Genomic DNA, 15,726 nt, shown 5'->3' with positions numbered 1-15,726 from the left:
CTGCTGCGCATCCTGAAAGTCGGAAAAATCTTGGCGGCAGGTAGCGTCCCCACCGGATTTTGCCGAGCTTGGGTATTGAACAAGCATCCTGAAGCGGAGTGATCCTATATTGATTTGGATCAAAATACTGGTCTAAATTTGACTTCAGTGGCCAAAATTCGACGAGAAGCTGGAGACTACTCTTATGCCATCATCCATTCCACTCATTCGCGCCGCGTCCATTTATCCAATGCGGCGATGGGCGCATGACAATCATCTTGACGTTGACGGTTTGCTGGCGAAGGCGGGGCTGGAGTGGGTTCCAGATAATGACCCTTACCTGCCAATTCCACTGCGCGGCACCGTTCGTTTTTTGGTGGAACTTTCGAGGCAGGAAGGTGCTGACACCCCACGAAGGATCGTAGACGGGCGCGGCGGATTCGAGATCGGCTTGATTGGTGCCGCGGCCTTCGCTGGGCCAACTGTACGCCATGGGTTTCGCCGGGTATCGCAAAAGATGCAAACCCATTCCACACATGAAATCTTCATGGTTGTTGATGGGCCGAATTCAATTCAAATCACAGATGGCTGGATCTTGGAGGTGGGCGAGCAGGAAGTTCTGCACTACGTCCAGCAATATGTGGCGGCGTTGGTTGACATGATTTGCTCTGTGGCGACAAACAATACACCAGCTGTTTCGCGTGTCGAACTTGTACCCCACCCAGACGAAGGTTTGTCTCATTTGAAACCTTGGCTCGGGGATCGAGTGATGCCCGCGAAAAACCGCACGCTGAATGTAAAAATTGATCAGGACGTGGCCGAGGCCGAGTTCCCGGAAGAAGTACGCAGCCTGGCCGTCAAAAAAGACGATATAAACCTGCGTGTATTGCGCGAGAGCCAGTCGCTGGCCGATCAGGCTGGTGCGCTTGTCGAAAGCATGCTTGGAAAGGCGCCGCCAAGCTTGGACAGCTTGGCCGCTGCTGCAGGTACCAGCGCACGCAGCTTCAGACGTCTACTTTCTGAGGAAAACACAAATCTTGAGCAGATTGTAGATAGGGTTCGCGCTGAGACTTCTCTTAGTCGCCTGCTTGAAGAGCCAAGCGTTTCTCTGAATCAGTTATCGCGCGAGCTTGGCTATGCAAATCAGGAAACTCTTTCCCGCGCAGTCAAACGATGGACAGGTCAAACGCCGAGCGGCTATCGACGGCAACACTCCTCGCCGTGACGGTGTTAGTTTCCTTTCATACGCACGGATCAGTCGCGCCTAAGAGCATGATGGCATGAGGATTTTCTTGCACTTGCGAAAGTCCGCACTGCCCGCTCCTTGTTAGTTCAGGCAATGTGCCTCGAGGGCTGGTTTTTTAACACATCCCATTTAAGAAAGCTGCAATGCAGTAACTCAAAGTGCGATGGATGTCGCCTTTGGGAGGACCGCGCAGGGTATCAGGACGGAGGTGTTGTGGATGCGGCACCGCAGCCGAGGTCGGCCTCTCGAACCCAAACCTGGCTTTGGTAGGGGTCTAATGGACCGCTCTTGGTGCACTTACGTTCGCGTAATCTCCAACGTGGAAATTCGACCCATTTGAGTGCAAGGTAACTGAAGGGCTGCATTTGGAGGAATGTGTTTTGATGGAATCGAATTCTGACTCTGGTACTCCTCGAGACTATTCCAAAGCGGTGGAAAACTTTGATCTGAACATCGCAAAGTCTGTCTTTTCCGGTAGTTTCAGCGACGGGATCAATGCATGCGTCGAATGTTGTGACGCCCATTTGCAGGGCAATCCCCTGGCTTTGAACTGGATTGCATTGGACGGGCATTATGAGACTCGCAACTTTATGGAGTTGCGCGATGAAGCCGCGCGTTTCGCCAACTTGCTGAAGGAACAAGGCATCCAACCCGGCGACATCGTGGCGGGTCTATTGCCACGCACCCCGGATCTCGTGACAGTTGTTCTCGGCGCCCTCCGGGCTGGCGCGGCCTATCAGCCATTGTTCACAGCCTTTGGGCCCAAGGCTATTCAGGACCGTTTGACCATGAGCGGTGCGAAGCTGGTTGTGACCGACGCCGCAAACCGCGAAAAGCTTGCAGGAGTGGAAAATTGCCCGCCAGTCGCGACGATTGCGGACACCTCGCAAGAGCTTGTTGCCGGAGACATTGATTTCCGCCGGACAATGGCCGCGCAATCGCCTGAGTTGGTTCCAGTTTTGCGGAACGGCGATGATCTGATGTTCATGATGGCGACCTCTGGAACGACTGGTCCCGCCAAAGGAGTGCCCGTGCCCCTAAAGGCTCTGACTGCCTTTCGATCTTACATGGTCGAAGGGATCGGCCTGCAGCATGAGGATGTTTTCTGGAACATTGCCGATCCAGGCTGGGCCTATGGTCTCTACTATGCATTGATCGGCCCGCTACAATTGGGACATGCAACCACTTTGGTCGAAGGGCCATTTACAGTGGACAGTACATATGACGTGATTTCGAAATTGGGCGTGACCAACTTTGCAGGCGCGCCCACTGCGTTTCGACTAATCATCGCCGCCGGAACCGAACGCGCGTCACAGCTGCGCGATCAGATCCGGTGCATCAGCAGCGCAGGCGAGCCATTGAACCCCGAAGTCATCCGCTGGTTCAAGTCCGAACTGAATGCGCCGATCAAAGATCATTATGGGCAGACCGAAACGGGTATGCTGGTGAATAACCATCACGGGCTCGAACATCCGGTTCGTCCGGGATCGGCAGGCTATGTGATGCCGGGATACAGGGTCGAGGTTTTGGCTGAGGATGGCAGCATTGCCGATCTCAATGAGCCAGGTCAATTGGCCGTCAACATTGCGGAGTCACCTCTCTTGTTCTTTGGCGGCTACCTGAACAAGGGCAACAAGTCGATCGAAAACGGATACTATCTTACTGGGGACACGGTGGAGCGGGATGAAGACGGCTGTATCACGTTTGTTGGTCGGAACGACGACGTTATCACCTCTTCGGGTTATCGCATCGGACCGTTTGACGTTGAAAGCGCTCTGATTGAACATCCCTCTGTGACGGAAACGGCGGTCGTAGGCGTTCCTGACAAGGAGCGGACCGAAATAGTGAAAGCGGTGGTCGTACTGGCGGAGGGCAAAGAAGGTACTGACCAGTTGGCTGAAGAGCTGAAGGAGTATGTCAAACAGCGCCTTTCTGCGCACGCCTATCCTCGGCTTATCGAATTTGTCAAAGAACTGCCAAAGACACCCAGCGGCAAAATTCAAAGGTTCCTGCTTCGACAAACGATACGATGAATGACTGGAAAGCGGCCCTGAGCGTTTAGCCTTATATTGGGGGTGCTGCACGCTCGGTAACCAACTGTCTGGCAACGACCCTTTCGCGATGTATCATGTAAAGCCCTGCACTGATGATGATGGCAATACCAAGCAGGCTAAGCGCGTTTGGGAAATCACTGAAAACAAGATAGCCGAACAAAGTTGCTACTGGCAGCTCAAAGTACTGCAGCGGAGCCAATGTTGCCGAAGGGGCAAACGAAAGCGCATAGGTCATCATCATGTGGCTCACAGTCGCAAAAAAACCGGCTCCCAGAAGCCATAGTATCGCGATGTCTGTCGGCCAAACGGGATCGAACAGCTCGGAACCAGATCCTTGCGCAACTATTAAGGTTGGAATGCAAAACAAACTGGCAATCAGGCCGGTGTGGAATTGTAGGGCCACGGGGTGCATCCGACGCGACAACCCCCGCGTCACAAGAATGTATAAAGCGAATGCAACTGCGGTACCAAGCGGAATTATGGCAACTGCGCCGAAAGTCGCGAAACTGGGTTGGATAACGAATAATACCCCAACAAACCCTACAAGAGCCGCGCCGACACGACGGGGCCCGACGTCTTCACCAAGATGAAATTTTCCCACCAACAGGACAATGAACGGGGCCACAAACACGATTGCCAGCGCATCAGCAAGTGGCATTACTCGGATTGCTGAAATGAAGCAGAAAGTTGCAAAGAGCAAAAGTAATGAGCGGAATACAAGAACCTTCAATTGGCCAGGTGCCACACGCAATGACAGCCCCATTGCCCAAATGAACGGTGCCATCAACGCGCACTGCACGATGAAGCGAGCAGCCGTAATCTGCCCAACTGGCACACTGGCCGATGCGAGTTTTGCCGCCACATCCAGCAAAGGAGCTGTCAGGCAAAACCCAAGCATCAGCGCAACGCCAACAAGGGTTCGATCCGTAGATTGAGGTATGGATTCCGCGTTGGTCATCTCATCATGTTGAGATGTCGTCAAATACGTGTCTATCCTCTATGCGACGCCGGGCAAAAGTCCCGCAGTTTGCGCGTTCGGGTTGGATTTGAATTCGAGTCCGCAGTGAGTTGCGGGTTCAACGGGCCGCGTCGCAGTAAATCGACCAAATGGTCATGTGTGTCGAAAGCCAGAGGCGGATCTTCGCCTTGGGATCAAGTCACCATCGACACAGGCGGTCAATACCCGGCTTCCGTCTTAGAGTTGCCGTTGTCTCAAGCAAAGGATCTCAATGTGGCCAACTCAATAGTTGAAGAAGACCTGACAATCGAAGGCAACGTCAAGTCAAACGGAGGAGGTGTTGACGTCAAAGGCAATGTGGTTGGGGATGTCAGTGCTGGCTCGATTACTGTTCAATTGAGCGGATCTGTTGATGGCGCGTTGTCAGCCAAAAAGATCACGATAGAAGGCAAGCACAAAGGCAGCTTGAGTTGCGACGATCTCAAACTTTCATCGACTTCAAGGGTTCAGGCTGATGTTGTGGCCAGGACGATGGAAACCGAGAGTGGTGCCAGGGTTGTGGGCAAGGTTGAAATCACCGGCGAACAATAGGGCCGTTCTGGCAGGCTTCTGCCGCAAGGGAGGACATGAGTCTTTGCGATCGCCCGGCACTTGAAGACCCCTTGGTCGGCCTGGACCACGCTGTGATCACCATAATTTGGAAAACCGATTTCCCTAAGGTAAGTCGGATCATTTCCGGTACTCTGACAGACCGAGCTCTTCCCACATCCAGCTGAAATCATAGTCTGCAACGGGCGAGCCTGTCTGCCGGGCACTGCGGTTTTCGACTGTCTTGAGCCAGTCAATTACCGCCTTCTTGCCCTTGGCACCGCGAACGGCCTGGCGGGGGGTCTTGTCATCCAGGGCCGGGATCGGCTGATCAAGCGTCTCACGGTAATGCCGATCTAGATATTCCTGTGCGAGCTGCTGGGCTAGCGCAGGAGGGTTGTCTTCGTCCACAGCGGGTCCCGTCTCGGGATTATCCTTTGCCATCATCTGTTCAACGGTCTGGGTCGCCGTCAGCCGCGGCTTCACCAGATCTCCAAGCAGCTCGAGGATATATGCTTCGCCGCGTCTCGCACGTGCGACGGAATCTACAGACAGTGTCAGCGCTCTGCCTTTTAGCGACAGAGATCCGAGGACAGCAGTGCCAGACATCGACTTGTCCAGAACCAGCCCGGTCGCGCGTCGCGGGCCGCGTGCGTTGTCCAAAGCCAGCCATGTCCATTCTTTCTGATCTGAGACCACGAGGTCAGCGGCCTGTAACAATCTCTCTGAAACTCGGTTTTGAGTAACCCCGGTGGCGAAAGGGAAGCGCAGTTCGTGGAAAACCAGATCGTCGCCATCGCTATTGCTGATCTGCGGCGGTTCGGGATTCAACAGGTTTGGCAGATGTGCGAAGAGCCAGGCATTGGCGAACAGTGGGGCCGAGCGCCGTAACTGGTCCTGCGTCAGGCGCAGGTCATCTTCGGCGCTCAGTTTCAGGACGGTCCGAAGCCCATCTTCAAGCATCGCGACGGCGTCCGAATCGAACGGCAGAAGAGCACCCGAGATCACATTGTGATCGCCCTGCCTGACCACCCGAACAACAATACGATCCCATTGCTGCAACATCTGCGTGGCGCTTTGCTCCCGAACAGTGACAGGTTCAGCATTCGAAAGCATGTCCGTCAGCACCATGGATTTGCCGGGTACGATTGCGCTGACCTCGTAGAGGCTGGCGGGAGTATCCCGCAATCCCTCGATGTAAATTCGGGTCTGGGCACCCTCCTTCGATCCTTGCTGTTCGAGATAGGCATCTGCGGCGTTTTCCTTGTCAGGCCCGAAGCGTCTGCCCAGCAGATCCTCCAGCCCGCCGCCCCACAGAACCATTGGCCAATCGTCACCAAGCAAATCGCCCAGGTCTTCGAAGTCGAGATCAAATGCTTCGAGGGCTGGCAGAAAATGCTCTTTCAGGACATCCGCTAGCCGCTCGTGCCAGACATCGTCGCGGGTGATGAACCTTATGAGCCTGTCAAGATCATGTCCCATCGACCTGCGCCTTTCTTCATCAATGACCAAACATGTGCGACTTAGCGCAGATTACTGCCATCAGCCAGAGGTCAGACCTACACTGGCGTAGATTGCCTTGGTGGCCCCGCAGTGGAATAGCTATTGTCTGGTCTTCTAAACAAAGAGCTCTGTGAAGAACGCTTCTGATCGGCGCAGCCCATCCTCGCTCAGTACAACTAACTTCACCTTCCCTTTGGGGTCCAGGATCAGTCCTTTGTGGTGCAGACGGTCAAGCGTGCCCCAGTCAAAACCCTTCCAGGCACGCCGCCCGTCATGCAGCGTCAGCCAAAGCAATGCCAGAACCGCATCATCCACCTAGTCTTCATCAACGTCCATGATCTCAGCGGACGAAATCAGGGCCGGGTCCGTCAAGGTTTATTGCTGTCGATCCAGCGGGACATCAATGAGCGATCCCGAAAGCACTCATCCTGAACAGCGCTGCGCTTGATCCGCGCAGTGCGTTCTGCAAAAGCCACCTGTTTGGCGCTTGGTCGGGTATCACGTGCACGCGGCGCTGAGCGCTTAAACGTACAAGAGACATCACAGATAATTGAATATTAATTGCATGAACTTATGCATAAGAATAGCGTTAAGGTGCACGGTACAAGTATGAAAAGTCGAGACTGCAATTTCCAAGGAAAAGCTGAATTGCCGGGTTTAGAGGCAGTGCTTTCCGATGGATATTGCGATCACTGTGGCGTAACGGCGTCGGAATTGTCGCGCGTTGGGGAAACCCTCGAAATCTGCGGGGAAGAACATTGTTTTGACTACGAGACGCGTGAGAGTGTCGAGACGCCCGTTGCATTGTGCCCTACCTGTCATGCAGCCAACCATCTGGATGCGAACCAACAACACAACCCATGTCATATTTCCGCACGGCGGAGTCGCGAAGAATTGGGTTGACCTTCACTCATTCTGGCCGAGTAGAGCGACAAGCATTGTGCAAAACAGGAAACTTGAATTCTCGGCTCCACCGTTTTGATTGCTTGTCCAATTCCTCGATCTTTGAGCAGGCCGGTGCTTCCGGGAAGCTCTTTTCTGCGTGAGCACAGTCTTTCAAAGTAGAAAACTGTGCGAATGTTCGTTCACTAGATGTAGGTCCCATTGAGGATTAGAATCCATTCTGACGAATGGATCTCGCAAAGTCATTGGACAGGCGGTCTGAATTGACCGACAATCGGATCATGGAGCTGACAGACACCACACCTGTCCACCTGATCCATGTTGACCCGGACGTTAACATGGCGCGGTTCTATGGCATAGAATTGCAGCCGACGCTGTTTGGGGAAGTGTCCGTCCTTCGTACCTGGGGACGTATTGGCACATACGGGCAAGCCATGATGGTGACGTATGATGACGAAGCCCAGGCCAATGAAGCGCTCCAAAATCTCGAAAAGCAAAAACGCCGGCGAGGGTATGTTCCGGTCGGTGAGTGGCTTCGGGTTGCAGTCAGTTTCTGTTGCAAATCCCAAGCCTGTCGGCTCGTGACCGGGCTCTAGGTTCCAGCCGGCATGCCGGCTTCCACCCAGAACACCCCAGCATGATCTCCCTGACGCAATAGCCCCTGATCCGTCTCATGCGAGCCGGGGCAGGGGCTTTGGGTCATGGTCGGTTCATGCCGTAGTGATCTGCCCATGCGGGTGACGATCCCTTTTGCGTTTCCGCAGAATCAAAGAACCCTTGGCTTCTTTTGTGGGTCAGGCGGGATTTGGACAAGCCAAACGCCACCCGACGTCAGGGGGAAGGCGCAGCCTCCCCCCTCGGACAAGACAAATAGACCAGACCGTGTCCTCGCGCGCCTGCGCTGCGGGCCGCACCACTCTTGTCGATTTGTCCTGTCTCGCCCCTCTCCGCGTTCGCCACGTGGCAGGTTTTAGAGACGACGCCCTTTCAGGGCTCGGCTCAAAACCAGCACCAAAGGGGATCAGCCCCGGAGGTCGCACCACTAAGGAGAGACGGTTTTGAACATTGAGACGACAAAAGAAATTGAGACTGACACCAGCCTGCAGGCGGCAGAGATTGCGGCCCAGAATGACCTGTTTCGGAAAGCCCTGATTGATCCGAACGCAGCAATCGAGATGCACTCCAAAGGTATTCAGGGTCAGGTTTTCGTCACGCCCGGCGTGTCAGGCGAAGGGATGGGTTTCCAGACTGCGGCTTTTGCGGCGGTGGCGTCGGACGACCAGTTCGATGAGGGCAATGACCCTTATGGCGATCACACATTCGGCACGGTGACGATCAACGGCCAGAAGCTGTTCTGGAAGATCGATCTTTACGACGCGGATTACAAATACGGGTCTGATCGCCCGTTTGATCCCGCAGTGACCCAACGTGTTCTGACCATCATGTGCCCCAGCGAATACTGATCTTAACCGCCAACCAGAAAGGAGGTGAACACCATGAACAATGAAATCTTGCAGCAGCGTATCGCAGAAGCGTGGGCGCTAATCAGGAAGGGCGACAATTTCCACATCGCGCGCCGCTTCCTGATCCAACACGCAGCCATCTAAACGGCTCCGCTCTACCCCGGAAGGGGTAGGGCATCCTTAACACGAAGCGAAACACTCAAACAAGGATTTGTCCTATGAGCAAACTTGAAACATTCACCGCACCGGAAACCGTCGAAACCGTATCCCTGTCCGATCTCTACCTGTCCGATTTGAACCCGCGACAGGAGGTTGCCGAGGAGGGTATCACCCTGCTGGCCGATAGTCTGGTCATGTGCGGCCTAATCCAAAACCTGAGCGGGTTGCGTGATGCGGATGGCAAAATCGCCATCGTCGCAGGTGGCCGCCGCTTGCGCGCCTTGAACATCGCCGTGACAGAGCGTGCTGATCTCTCTCACGTGCCGGTCAAGATCACAGACAATCCCTTTGTGGCCGAGCAATGGGCCAATGCAGAAAACACCGCGCGTGAGGAACTGGAACCGGTGGACGAGGTCCGCGCTTATGGGAAAATGGCTGCAAAATCCCTGTCTGTTGCCAAGATCAGCAATGCGTTCGGCGTGACCGAAGCCCATGTGCGCCGCCGCCTCGCACTGGCCAGTCTGCCCGCCGCCGTTCTGGACGCGCTCAAAGCCGGTGAGATCAGCATGGGGCTGGCCAAGGCCATGACCGTCAGCACCGAAGAAGAGAAAATTCTGGAGGTTCTGGAACGGGCCAAAGACTGCCGGTGGTTCAGTGAGCATGATGTCAAACAGGCCCTGACATCAGAGGCTGTCCGCAGCACCAACCGCAAGGCGGTGTTTGTGGGGCAGGAGGCCTATGTTGAAGCCGGTGGCACGGTCACTGCTGATCTCTTTGCTGATGAAACCCTGTTCAATGACGGCGAGCTATTGGACCGCCTGTTTGCCGAGAAACTGGCAGTAGAAGCGGAAAAACTGCGCGACGCGGAAGGCTGGGACTGGGTGGACACCCATGATGAAAGCTACATTCCCTATGGGTTCTCGGGAACCGAAGGCATGCACCGTCTGGACATGGAGAGCCGGGACTTCTCAGAAGAGCAGGCCGAACGCTATGACGAACTTGCTGAACTCCATGAGGGTGAAGCTCTGGACGCGGATGGCGAAAAAGAGTTAGCCGCGCTCGAAGACTACGCCGCGCCGTTCTATTCTGACAATCAACGCAAACTGTCCGGCGTGTTTGTCTATGTCGGCAACAATGGCGAGATCAAAACATCCCCGGCCTATGTCGCGGCGGAACATGTTCAGGCTGCCATTGAGGCTGGTGTTCTGGCCCCGGTCAAAGAACCGGAGATCAAGGAAGAACCAAAACCAGTTTATTCGCAGAAGTTCATCGACGACATGGTGGCGATCCGGCTGGCAGCGGTTCAAACGGCCCTGCTGGACAAGCCTGATTATGTGTTGAGCCTGTTTGCTTTCTTTGCCACCCCGGCCTCCGGTCTGAGCAGCAACCTGTTCGGGTTTGGTTATGGCGGCGCTGAACGGAACACGCCGGAGATCGATGACCAGTTCAGTCTCGACCCTCGCCTTGGCGGGGAGCGGGACGAGGCGGCAGAGGCAGCGTACGACCAGTTCCAAGAGGTGGCCGCACAAGGCAGCGTCGCGGCGTTCAAAGCGTTTCGCGATCTGGGCAAGAAGGCCCGCAATGGAGCAATCACAGCCTTTCTGGCCCGGCGGTTCCTGACCCAGCGCCCGGAGTTCATGGCAGAGATCGAGGCTGAAATTGGTGCTGACATCCGTTCGATCTGGACACCGTCGGCTGAGAATTGCTTCAAACGCCTGAAGGGCTGGCAGCTGGATGATCTCTACAAAGACCTGCTGGACCTGCACATCGACGCCGACATGTTCAAAGCCTTCGCGAAATCCAAAAAGGGTGCCAAGAACGAGGCGCTGCACAAGCTCTTCAATGATCCAGAGCATCAAAAGGCACTGGGCGTGACCGAGGCACAGAAAGCCCGGATCGATGCATGGGTGCCGGATTGCTTCTGAAACTGGCAGGGCAGGGCGCAACGCGCCCTGCTTTTCAGCAATGATTTTTGATTTTAGTTCAATGGTATAGGTTGTTTTGACTTGAAAGGTTGTAGCCTGTAGGCTACATATAGGTATGATAGAAATTCGTAAGACGGACCTGTTCGACAAGTGGCTCAAGGGCCTGAAGGACCAAAGGGCGAGAGCCAGGATCTTGGTTCGCATCACGCGGTTGAGCCTGGGCAATCCCGGTGATGTGAAACCGGTTGGTGAAGGTGTGAGTGAACTGCGTATCTCCGAAGGGAAGGGGTATCGCGTTTACTATGTGTCGCGCGGTGACGTTTTGATCGTTTTGCTGTGCGGGGGAGACAAGTCATCCCAGCAAGCCGACATCAAAACCGCCAAGGCGATGGCAAGAGAGTTGGAGTGAAAAACATGGGTGTCAAAACAACGAAGTTTGAAGCGGCTGACTATCTGGACAGCCCGGAAGCCATTCAAGCCTATCTTGAAGCGGCTTTTGAAACCAGCGACACGGCGCTGATCGCGTCGGCACTTGGCGATGTTGCCAAGGCCAAAGGTATGTCGAGTGTGGCCGACAAATCTGGTCTGTCTCGGGAAAGCCTCTACCGCGCACTTAGCGAAAATGGCAATCCCGAGTTTGGCACGGTGCTGAAAGTGCTGAGCGCTGTGGGTGTGACGCTCACCCCGAAAATGCACGTGAATTAACCCACTTTAAAGGCTATCCACCATGTCCACCGATGCAGCTCCGTCTACGGTTGAAAAAGCCGCCCGCCGCGTCTGGAAATCCGCGCAGATGTTCGTCGGGTTTCATACAGACCAGAAGGGCAAGCCGCGCGAACAGCCAAAGCTATGGCCGCCAAAGAACGGGAGTGCGTCGATCCATAGCGACCCCAGCGCGCAAGAGGCCATTGTTGTTGTCAAAGCTGCTGATCCGGAAGCCACGCAAGATGTGCAGATCAAGCTGCATCCAAACCGCATTGTTGTGCGCCGCGATGCAGATGCCTGGTGGCAGGGTGTCGCTGTAGATGAGCATACCGTGACGGTCCGAATGGCCGACAACACGATCATCGAAATCCGCCATGACGGATCGGTGAAGCGGCGCTCGGCAGAGGACGAAACCCATGTCGAAGCCGATGGCAGCATCTTCAAGTTCACGGAGTTTGCCGAGGCGCATATGACGGGTGACGGGGTGGAAATGACCCGCCGCACAGAGGATCGCATTGCCACGATCACGGCCGACGGTGTTGTCGATCGGGCGCGCAAGCGTTAGCCTTTATTCAATACCTCCAGACTTTCCTTTGGTTATACTTGTGGCCTGCTTCGGTGGGCCTCTTTCTTGGCACGGCGGTGCGCGGCTTCAGCCCTTGCACTGGTTCTTCGGTCATGCGCGCGCGAGATAGGTCGCGCGGGTCGTCGTGATATCGCAGAAAAACCCACCCCGCCAAATTGAGTCCGGCTGTTAACCTGTTCCGCGCAGGCACGGACCAGGGCCGGACCGTCCGGTCATTGACCTCCGCCAGTTGGATAGGGCGGTTTGCACCGTCCGTCATTCTTCATCCTTTGTGACGACGGCCATGCCGACCCAGAAAGGCCACCCGCACTTGGAACTGAGCACTACGCTTGTGTCGGATCGAGGGGATGTTGCTTCCACCAACCAAATCGCTTTGTTCAAATGCCCCGCGCAGCGATCCCAGAAAGCATTGCCCTTCCTCGGATTTGACAGTTTCTGGCCCGTTGCCTGAGAAGATCCTCGGCTGCTCGTGTTTCTGAGGTGATGAACATAATCGGGCAGTCGGGGAAGACGCGCGGTGCCCGGCCCGGGCGCCGCGCTTAAACAGGGAATGTCCCCTGCGCCTGCGGCGCATTCCGCGCGGATCAAATTCCCTGCTGACGTCCCCTTGATGCCCGCTTTTCCCATGTTCATCGAAACACGCCAAAGCGAGGATCAAACAATGGCTACTCAAACTCTGAAACTGAACGTCAAGACCGGTGAAAAAGAAGGCAAGACATTCTGGGATCGATGCGGGGTGCTCTTCGTCAATACTGATGAGAGCGGCAACATCACTTCGATCCAGGTCAAGCACAGCATGTTCCCCGGCGTCGAGATGGTAGCCTTCCCGAAGCGGACCGATGACGATCCCGTCACCGAATGACGAGAGGGCAGGGCGGCGCAAGCCGCCCTTTCTTCTGCTCCGGCCAAAACCCGGACCACAGATGCGCCACAGGTGGCGCGCGGCCTAACGGCTGGGCAGCGGTGTCGACCTGCCCCAATGCAGCAGTTCTCAGACCCTGCCCCACCCGCCGCGAAAGCGGCGGGAAATTGAGCGCGTTGAGGCGCGCGGAAAATGCCATACTGACCTTGAACGTGCCGGTATGTGACGGGCGCTGTTCGGGCAGCTCCCGCTTTGCGTGATTGCCCTGCGCCGGTCCACCGGCACCCACGCCTGCTGGCTGGAAAAGGGGCGGGACCCTTTTCCCGGCGTGGAGATTGCCTCCAAGAGCAAAACTGTTCCGGGGGCAATTTGAGAAAAAACGGATTTCCAAAATCACCCCCGGTTTCCTCTTGGAGAGTATGACAGGATAAGGTAGTTGTGTTACAAGTCATAAAAACAACCAGAGGTATACATTGAGCAAGCCCGGCGACACCACTGTCTTTTCCGTTCGATTGCCGTCAGATGCGTTGGTGCGTTTGGAGGAGGCCGTGCAGTCGCTTGGGGCCAAGAGCCGCAACCAGATCATCCAACGACTGATCTATCGTCTGATCGGGTATCTCGATCCTGACCCGGCCGTTGTCGATCTCTGGCAGACGCACTTGCGGCAGGTTCAGGGTGGATACACCAACCTCAATCAGCTCGCAAAATCGGCCAAACGCGGTTCGGTGATCTGGACCGATGACGACCGGCGCGATGTCGAAAACCTCCATCGTGCGATCATCCAGCACCGGCAAGACCTGAAGGCGCTGATCACCGCGGCCCGCCGAAACCGAGAGCCAGACTCCGCCATTCGCCGAATCTTGCGCGACGACAATTGGAGGCCTGAAGAGTGACCGCTGCGGCTCACGATATGACAGCAGGCGACTTCCTGGAGCTTGCCTTCCGCGAGGCTCAGAAAGGTGTCGATCGTTCTAAGCAGATCACTCAGCAGCTGCAGACCGCCAAGCGCATGAAGTTCATGATCTCGCGGGCCTCATCCATCAAGGCTCGGCTAGGTGCTGTGGTTGGAAAGCCTGAGGCGGTTGTGAAACACGTCCGCAAAGGTGGGGTGAAAAACGCGCATGAGTTGCGCCGCCAGATCAATTATCTGACCGTCAGGGCAGAGGGTGTGTTGGACATTCGAGACAATGGCGTGACACCGCTCGATGCGGATCAGGTCAATGATTTGATCGAGACTTGGGCCGAGGATTTCAACGGGAAAACCAACTACGGTTACACCCGTCACATGATCGTATCTTTCCCCGAAGGCACCTATCCCGACGCCGCTCACGAGGCCGGTTTGGAGTTCGCAGATCGTCTATTTGGGAGCGGTGATTTCGGCGATACCTGGGACTATCTTACCGTGTTCCACAACGACACTGACAACCCCCATGTCCACATCGTTGTGAACAACCGAGGCGTCGAGCATGGGCAGTGGTTGGCTATGGGTATGAGCAGCGAAATGAACATCGACGTTCAGCGCGCCATCCAGGTCGAGGTTGCTGAGGAATACGGAATTGAGCTGACCGCGACGACCCGCCTTGAGCGCGGTTTGCGGCAGGAAGTCGAGACCGACACGTGGAAAGTTCAAGCCGGAATGTCGGTTGTTGAAACCACTCCGGACGTCGAAGTTACAGCCCGCGACATGGCCGCCGATGTGATGACTCTCTCCATCGCAAGAATGTCGGACCTGTTTGATGAGCGCGCCAACGCCGTCAAAGACCGGATCGAAGAGTTTGCCATCCAACTCGTAGAAGGGGACGAACCTATGGTTTCGAGAATGGAACATCTGCTGGATCAGGCCCATCATTTTGATGATTACGGCGAGCCGGGAGACCCGTCTTATGTGTCGCCCGAAGTCATGAGCAACTTGCGACGTCACATCGAATTAGGCGGTTCTGAGGAGACAATCGCGCCCGAGCTGAAGGCTCAGGTTGTTGCCCATATCAGCGACGTTCGGGACAACGAACAGAGCCATCCTTATCTGTCTGCCCTTGCTGATATTGTCGATGACAAGGAGTTCCAGGCGTCCGCAGATTACGCCCCGGCAGCACGCCGATACGAGGTCTATATGCAGGACACCTTGGGCGAGGGGGCCTATGAGGACTTCCAGACTCAGACTAAAGATTTGTTGCAATCCATCGACAAGATGGAAGGGCTTGCCCGTGAGGTTGACGACCCTCATCTGCGTGTCGCTATGGATATTCAGATTGGCGAGCTGAAGGGCGACGTTGCGGATCTGCGCACCAACGATCCTGACCTTCAAGCCTTCATCATCGAGGACCGCCGCTATTCAACGATGATGGAAATGGGCACTGCCGAAATGGATGTCTTGGATTATCCGGAGGCCGAACAGTGGGCGGCGATCCGCAAGGAAGTCACCGACACGGCCAGCAGCTACGGCCTTGATGGCGAGGCGTTCGTTGCCCGCTTTGGCGATCATCAGAACGTCACTTTGGGCACAACAATGGGATGGCGCAGCGACGACATTTCGACCGCCGCTGCCCACTTCCAGGCTCAAGGATTGTCGGACAGCCGCGACCGCGCAGAGGCCGTTGTTGACGAGCTGCACCAGCTTGCTTCTTCCAAGATCATCGCAATCTCAGAAGAACTTTCAGACGTTCACGCCCACGCAACGCAACCGCTCTTGCAAGGGCGGGGCGACGATGACGGACACAGCCTATAAGGAGTTCACCCGGTCTGCCTGATGAGCGCGCCAACGCCGTAGGTAGATCCATCAAAGAGTTTTCCATCAA

Annotated in this window: 16 protein-coding genes; 12 read left to right on the top strand and 4 right to left on the bottom strand. The window is 55.6% G+C overall.

The window, feature by feature from the left end:
* Nucleotides 1-184: 184 nt before the first annotated feature.
* Nucleotides 185-1,204 (top strand): helix-turn-helix transcriptional regulator, encoded by a 1,020-nt coding sequence (locus ACXAH8_RS18920; protein ID WP_475220205.1) that lies wholly within the window; start codon nt 185-187, stop codon nt 1,202-1,204.
* A 404-nt stretch (nt 1,205-1,608) separates the two neighbouring features.
* Nucleotides 1,609-3,258, top strand: a complete 1,650-nt coding sequence (locus ACXAH8_RS18915) for an AMP-binding protein (RefSeq protein WP_475220204.1) — start codon at nt 1,609-1,611, stop codon at nt 3,256-3,258.
* A 31-nt stretch (nt 3,259-3,289) separates the two neighbouring features.
* On the opposite strand, the gene ACXAH8_RS18910 is transcribed toward ACXAH8_RS18915, so the two are convergent.
* Entirely contained in the window at nt 3,290-4,237 is a 948-nt protein-coding gene (locus tag ACXAH8_RS18910; protein WP_475220203.1) for a DMT family transporter, read from the bottom strand.
* A 159-nt stretch (nt 4,238-4,396) separates the two neighbouring features.
* Between ACXAH8_RS18910 and ACXAH8_RS18905 the strand changes: the two genes are divergently transcribed.
* A complete protein-coding gene (locus ACXAH8_RS18905; protein WP_475220202.1) occupies nt 4,397-4,828 on the top strand; it encodes a bactofilin family protein in 432 nt (143 codons plus the stop codon).
* 138 nt (nt 4,829-4,966) lie between these two features.
* Here the strand turns inward: ACXAH8_RS18905 and ACXAH8_RS18900 are convergent, their stop codons facing one another.
* Nucleotides 4,967-6,307: a DUF7986 domain-containing protein gene (locus tag ACXAH8_RS18900; protein ID WP_475220201.1), complete on the bottom strand. Its 1,341-nt coding sequence runs from the start codon at nt 6,305-6,307 to the stop codon at nt 4,967-4,969.
* 135 nt (nt 6,308-6,442) lie between these two features.
* Nucleotides 6,443-6,643 carry a DUF6429 family protein gene (locus ACXAH8_RS18895; RefSeq protein WP_475220200.1) on the bottom strand — a complete coding sequence of 67 codons (201 nt, stop codon included), beginning with the start codon at nt 6,641-6,643 and terminating at the stop codon, nt 6,443-6,445.
* Nucleotides 6,644-7,512: 869 nt separating this feature from the next.
* Here ACXAH8_RS18895 and ACXAH8_RS18890 point away from each other — a divergent pair.
* Complete coding sequence (locus ACXAH8_RS18890) at nt 7,513-7,827, top strand: WGR domain-containing protein (RefSeq protein ID WP_475220199.1); 315 nt, start codon at nt 7,513-7,515, stop codon at nt 7,825-7,827.
* Here the strand turns inward: ACXAH8_RS18890 and ACXAH8_RS18885 are convergent.
* A complete protein-coding gene (locus ACXAH8_RS18885; protein ID WP_475220198.1) occupies nt 7,824-7,964 on the bottom strand; it encodes a hypothetical protein in 141 nt (46 codons plus the stop codon). The genes ACXAH8_RS18890 and ACXAH8_RS18885 overlap by 4 nt on opposite strands.
* Before the next feature lie 325 nt (nt 7,965-8,289).
* Here ACXAH8_RS18885 and ACXAH8_RS18880 point away from each other — a divergent pair, with 325 nt between their 5' ends.
* The 8 genes from ACXAH8_RS18880 to ACXAH8_RS18845 all read left to right on the top strand — a co-directional run bounded on the left by ACXAH8_RS18880 (nt 8,290) and on the right by ACXAH8_RS18845 (nt 15,656).
* The gene (locus ACXAH8_RS18880; protein ID WP_475220197.1) at nt 8,290-8,694 is read left to right on the top strand and encodes a DUF3768 domain-containing protein; all 405 of its coding nucleotides are present in this window, start codon (nt 8,290-8,292) and stop codon (nt 8,692-8,694) included.
* A gap of 218 nt (nt 8,695-8,912) precedes the next feature.
* A complete protein-coding gene (locus ACXAH8_RS18875) occupies nt 8,913-10,778 on the top strand; it encodes a ParB/RepB/Spo0J family partition protein (RefSeq protein ID WP_475220196.1) in 1,866 nt (621 codons plus the stop codon).
* 115 nt (nt 10,779-10,893) lie between these two features.
* Nucleotides 10,894-11,187: a type II toxin-antitoxin system RelE/ParE family toxin gene (locus ACXAH8_RS18870; RefSeq protein WP_170417791.1), complete on the top strand. Its 294-nt coding sequence runs from the start codon at nt 10,894-10,896 to the stop codon at nt 11,185-11,187.
* Nucleotides 11,188-11,192: 5 nt separating this feature from the next.
* Entirely contained in the window at nt 11,193-11,483 is a 291-nt protein-coding gene (locus tag ACXAH8_RS18865; protein ID WP_152460667.1) for an addiction module antidote protein, read from the top strand.
* A 22-nt stretch (nt 11,484-11,505) separates the two neighbouring features.
* Nucleotides 11,506-12,048, top strand: coding sequence for a hypothetical protein (locus tag ACXAH8_RS18860; RefSeq protein ID WP_475220195.1), 543 nt, complete (start codon nt 11,506-11,508; stop codon nt 12,046-12,048).
* Between the two features lie 646 nt (nt 12,049-12,694).
* Nucleotides 12,695-12,931, top strand: coding sequence for a hypothetical protein (locus tag ACXAH8_RS18855; RefSeq protein WP_475220194.1), 237 nt, complete (start codon nt 12,695-12,697; stop codon nt 12,929-12,931).
* A gap of 473 nt (nt 12,932-13,404) precedes the next feature.
* Entirely contained in the window at nt 13,405-13,824 is a 420-nt protein-coding gene (locus tag ACXAH8_RS18850; RefSeq protein WP_475220193.1) for a hypothetical protein, read from the top strand.
* Nucleotides 13,821-15,656, top strand: coding sequence for a relaxase/mobilization nuclease domain-containing protein (locus tag ACXAH8_RS18845; protein ID WP_299900594.1), 1,836 nt, complete (start codon nt 13,821-13,823; stop codon nt 15,654-15,656). Before ACXAH8_RS18850 ends, ACXAH8_RS18845 begins: the two co-directional genes overlap by 4 nt.
* Nucleotides 15,657-15,726: the final 70 nt, after the last annotated feature.

It is taken from the genome of Ruegeria sp. ABV3_008 (assembly GCF_056161185.1).
This window is presented reverse-complemented; position numbering and strand designations above follow the sequence as displayed.

Excerpts from the sequence above, each read along its gene's own strand:
- ACXAH8_RS18915 (WP_475220204.1), top strand. The coding sequence starts at position 1,609 with ATGGAATCGAATTCTGACTCTGGTACTCCTCGAGACTATTCCAAAGCG.
- ACXAH8_RS18870 (WP_170417791.1), top strand. The coding sequence starts at position 10,894 with ATGATAGAAATTCGTAAGACGGACCTGTTCGACAAGTGGCTCAAGGGC.
- ACXAH8_RS18855 (WP_475220194.1), top strand. The coding sequence starts at position 12,695 with ATGTTCATCGAAACACGCCAAAGCGAGGATCAAACAATGGCTACTCAA.
- ACXAH8_RS18920 (WP_475220205.1), top strand. The coding sequence starts at position 185 with ATGCCATCATCCATTCCACTCATTCGCGCCGCGTCCATTTATCCAATG.
- ACXAH8_RS18860 (WP_475220195.1), top strand. The coding sequence starts at position 11,506 with ATGTCCACCGATGCAGCTCCGTCTACGGTTGAAAAAGCCGCCCGCCGC.
- ACXAH8_RS18910 (WP_475220203.1), bottom strand. The coding sequence starts at position 4,237 with ATGACCAACGCGGAATCCATACCTCAATCTACGGATCGAACCCTTGTT.
- ACXAH8_RS18890 (WP_475220199.1), top strand. The coding sequence starts at position 7,513 with ATGGAGCTGACAGACACCACACCTGTCCACCTGATCCATGTTGACCCG.
- ACXAH8_RS18865 (WP_152460667.1), top strand. The coding sequence starts at position 11,193 with ATGGGTGTCAAAACAACGAAGTTTGAAGCGGCTGACTATCTGGACAGC.
- ACXAH8_RS18875 (WP_475220196.1), top strand. The coding sequence starts at position 8,913 with ATGAGCAAACTTGAAACATTCACCGCACCGGAAACCGTCGAAACCGTA.
- ACXAH8_RS18900 (WP_475220201.1), bottom strand. The coding sequence starts at position 6,307 with ATGGGACATGATCTTGACAGGCTCATAAGGTTCATCACCCGCGACGAT.
- ACXAH8_RS18885 (WP_475220198.1), bottom strand. The coding sequence starts at position 7,964 with ATGGGCAGATCACTACGGCATGAACCGACCATGACCCAAAGCCCCTGC.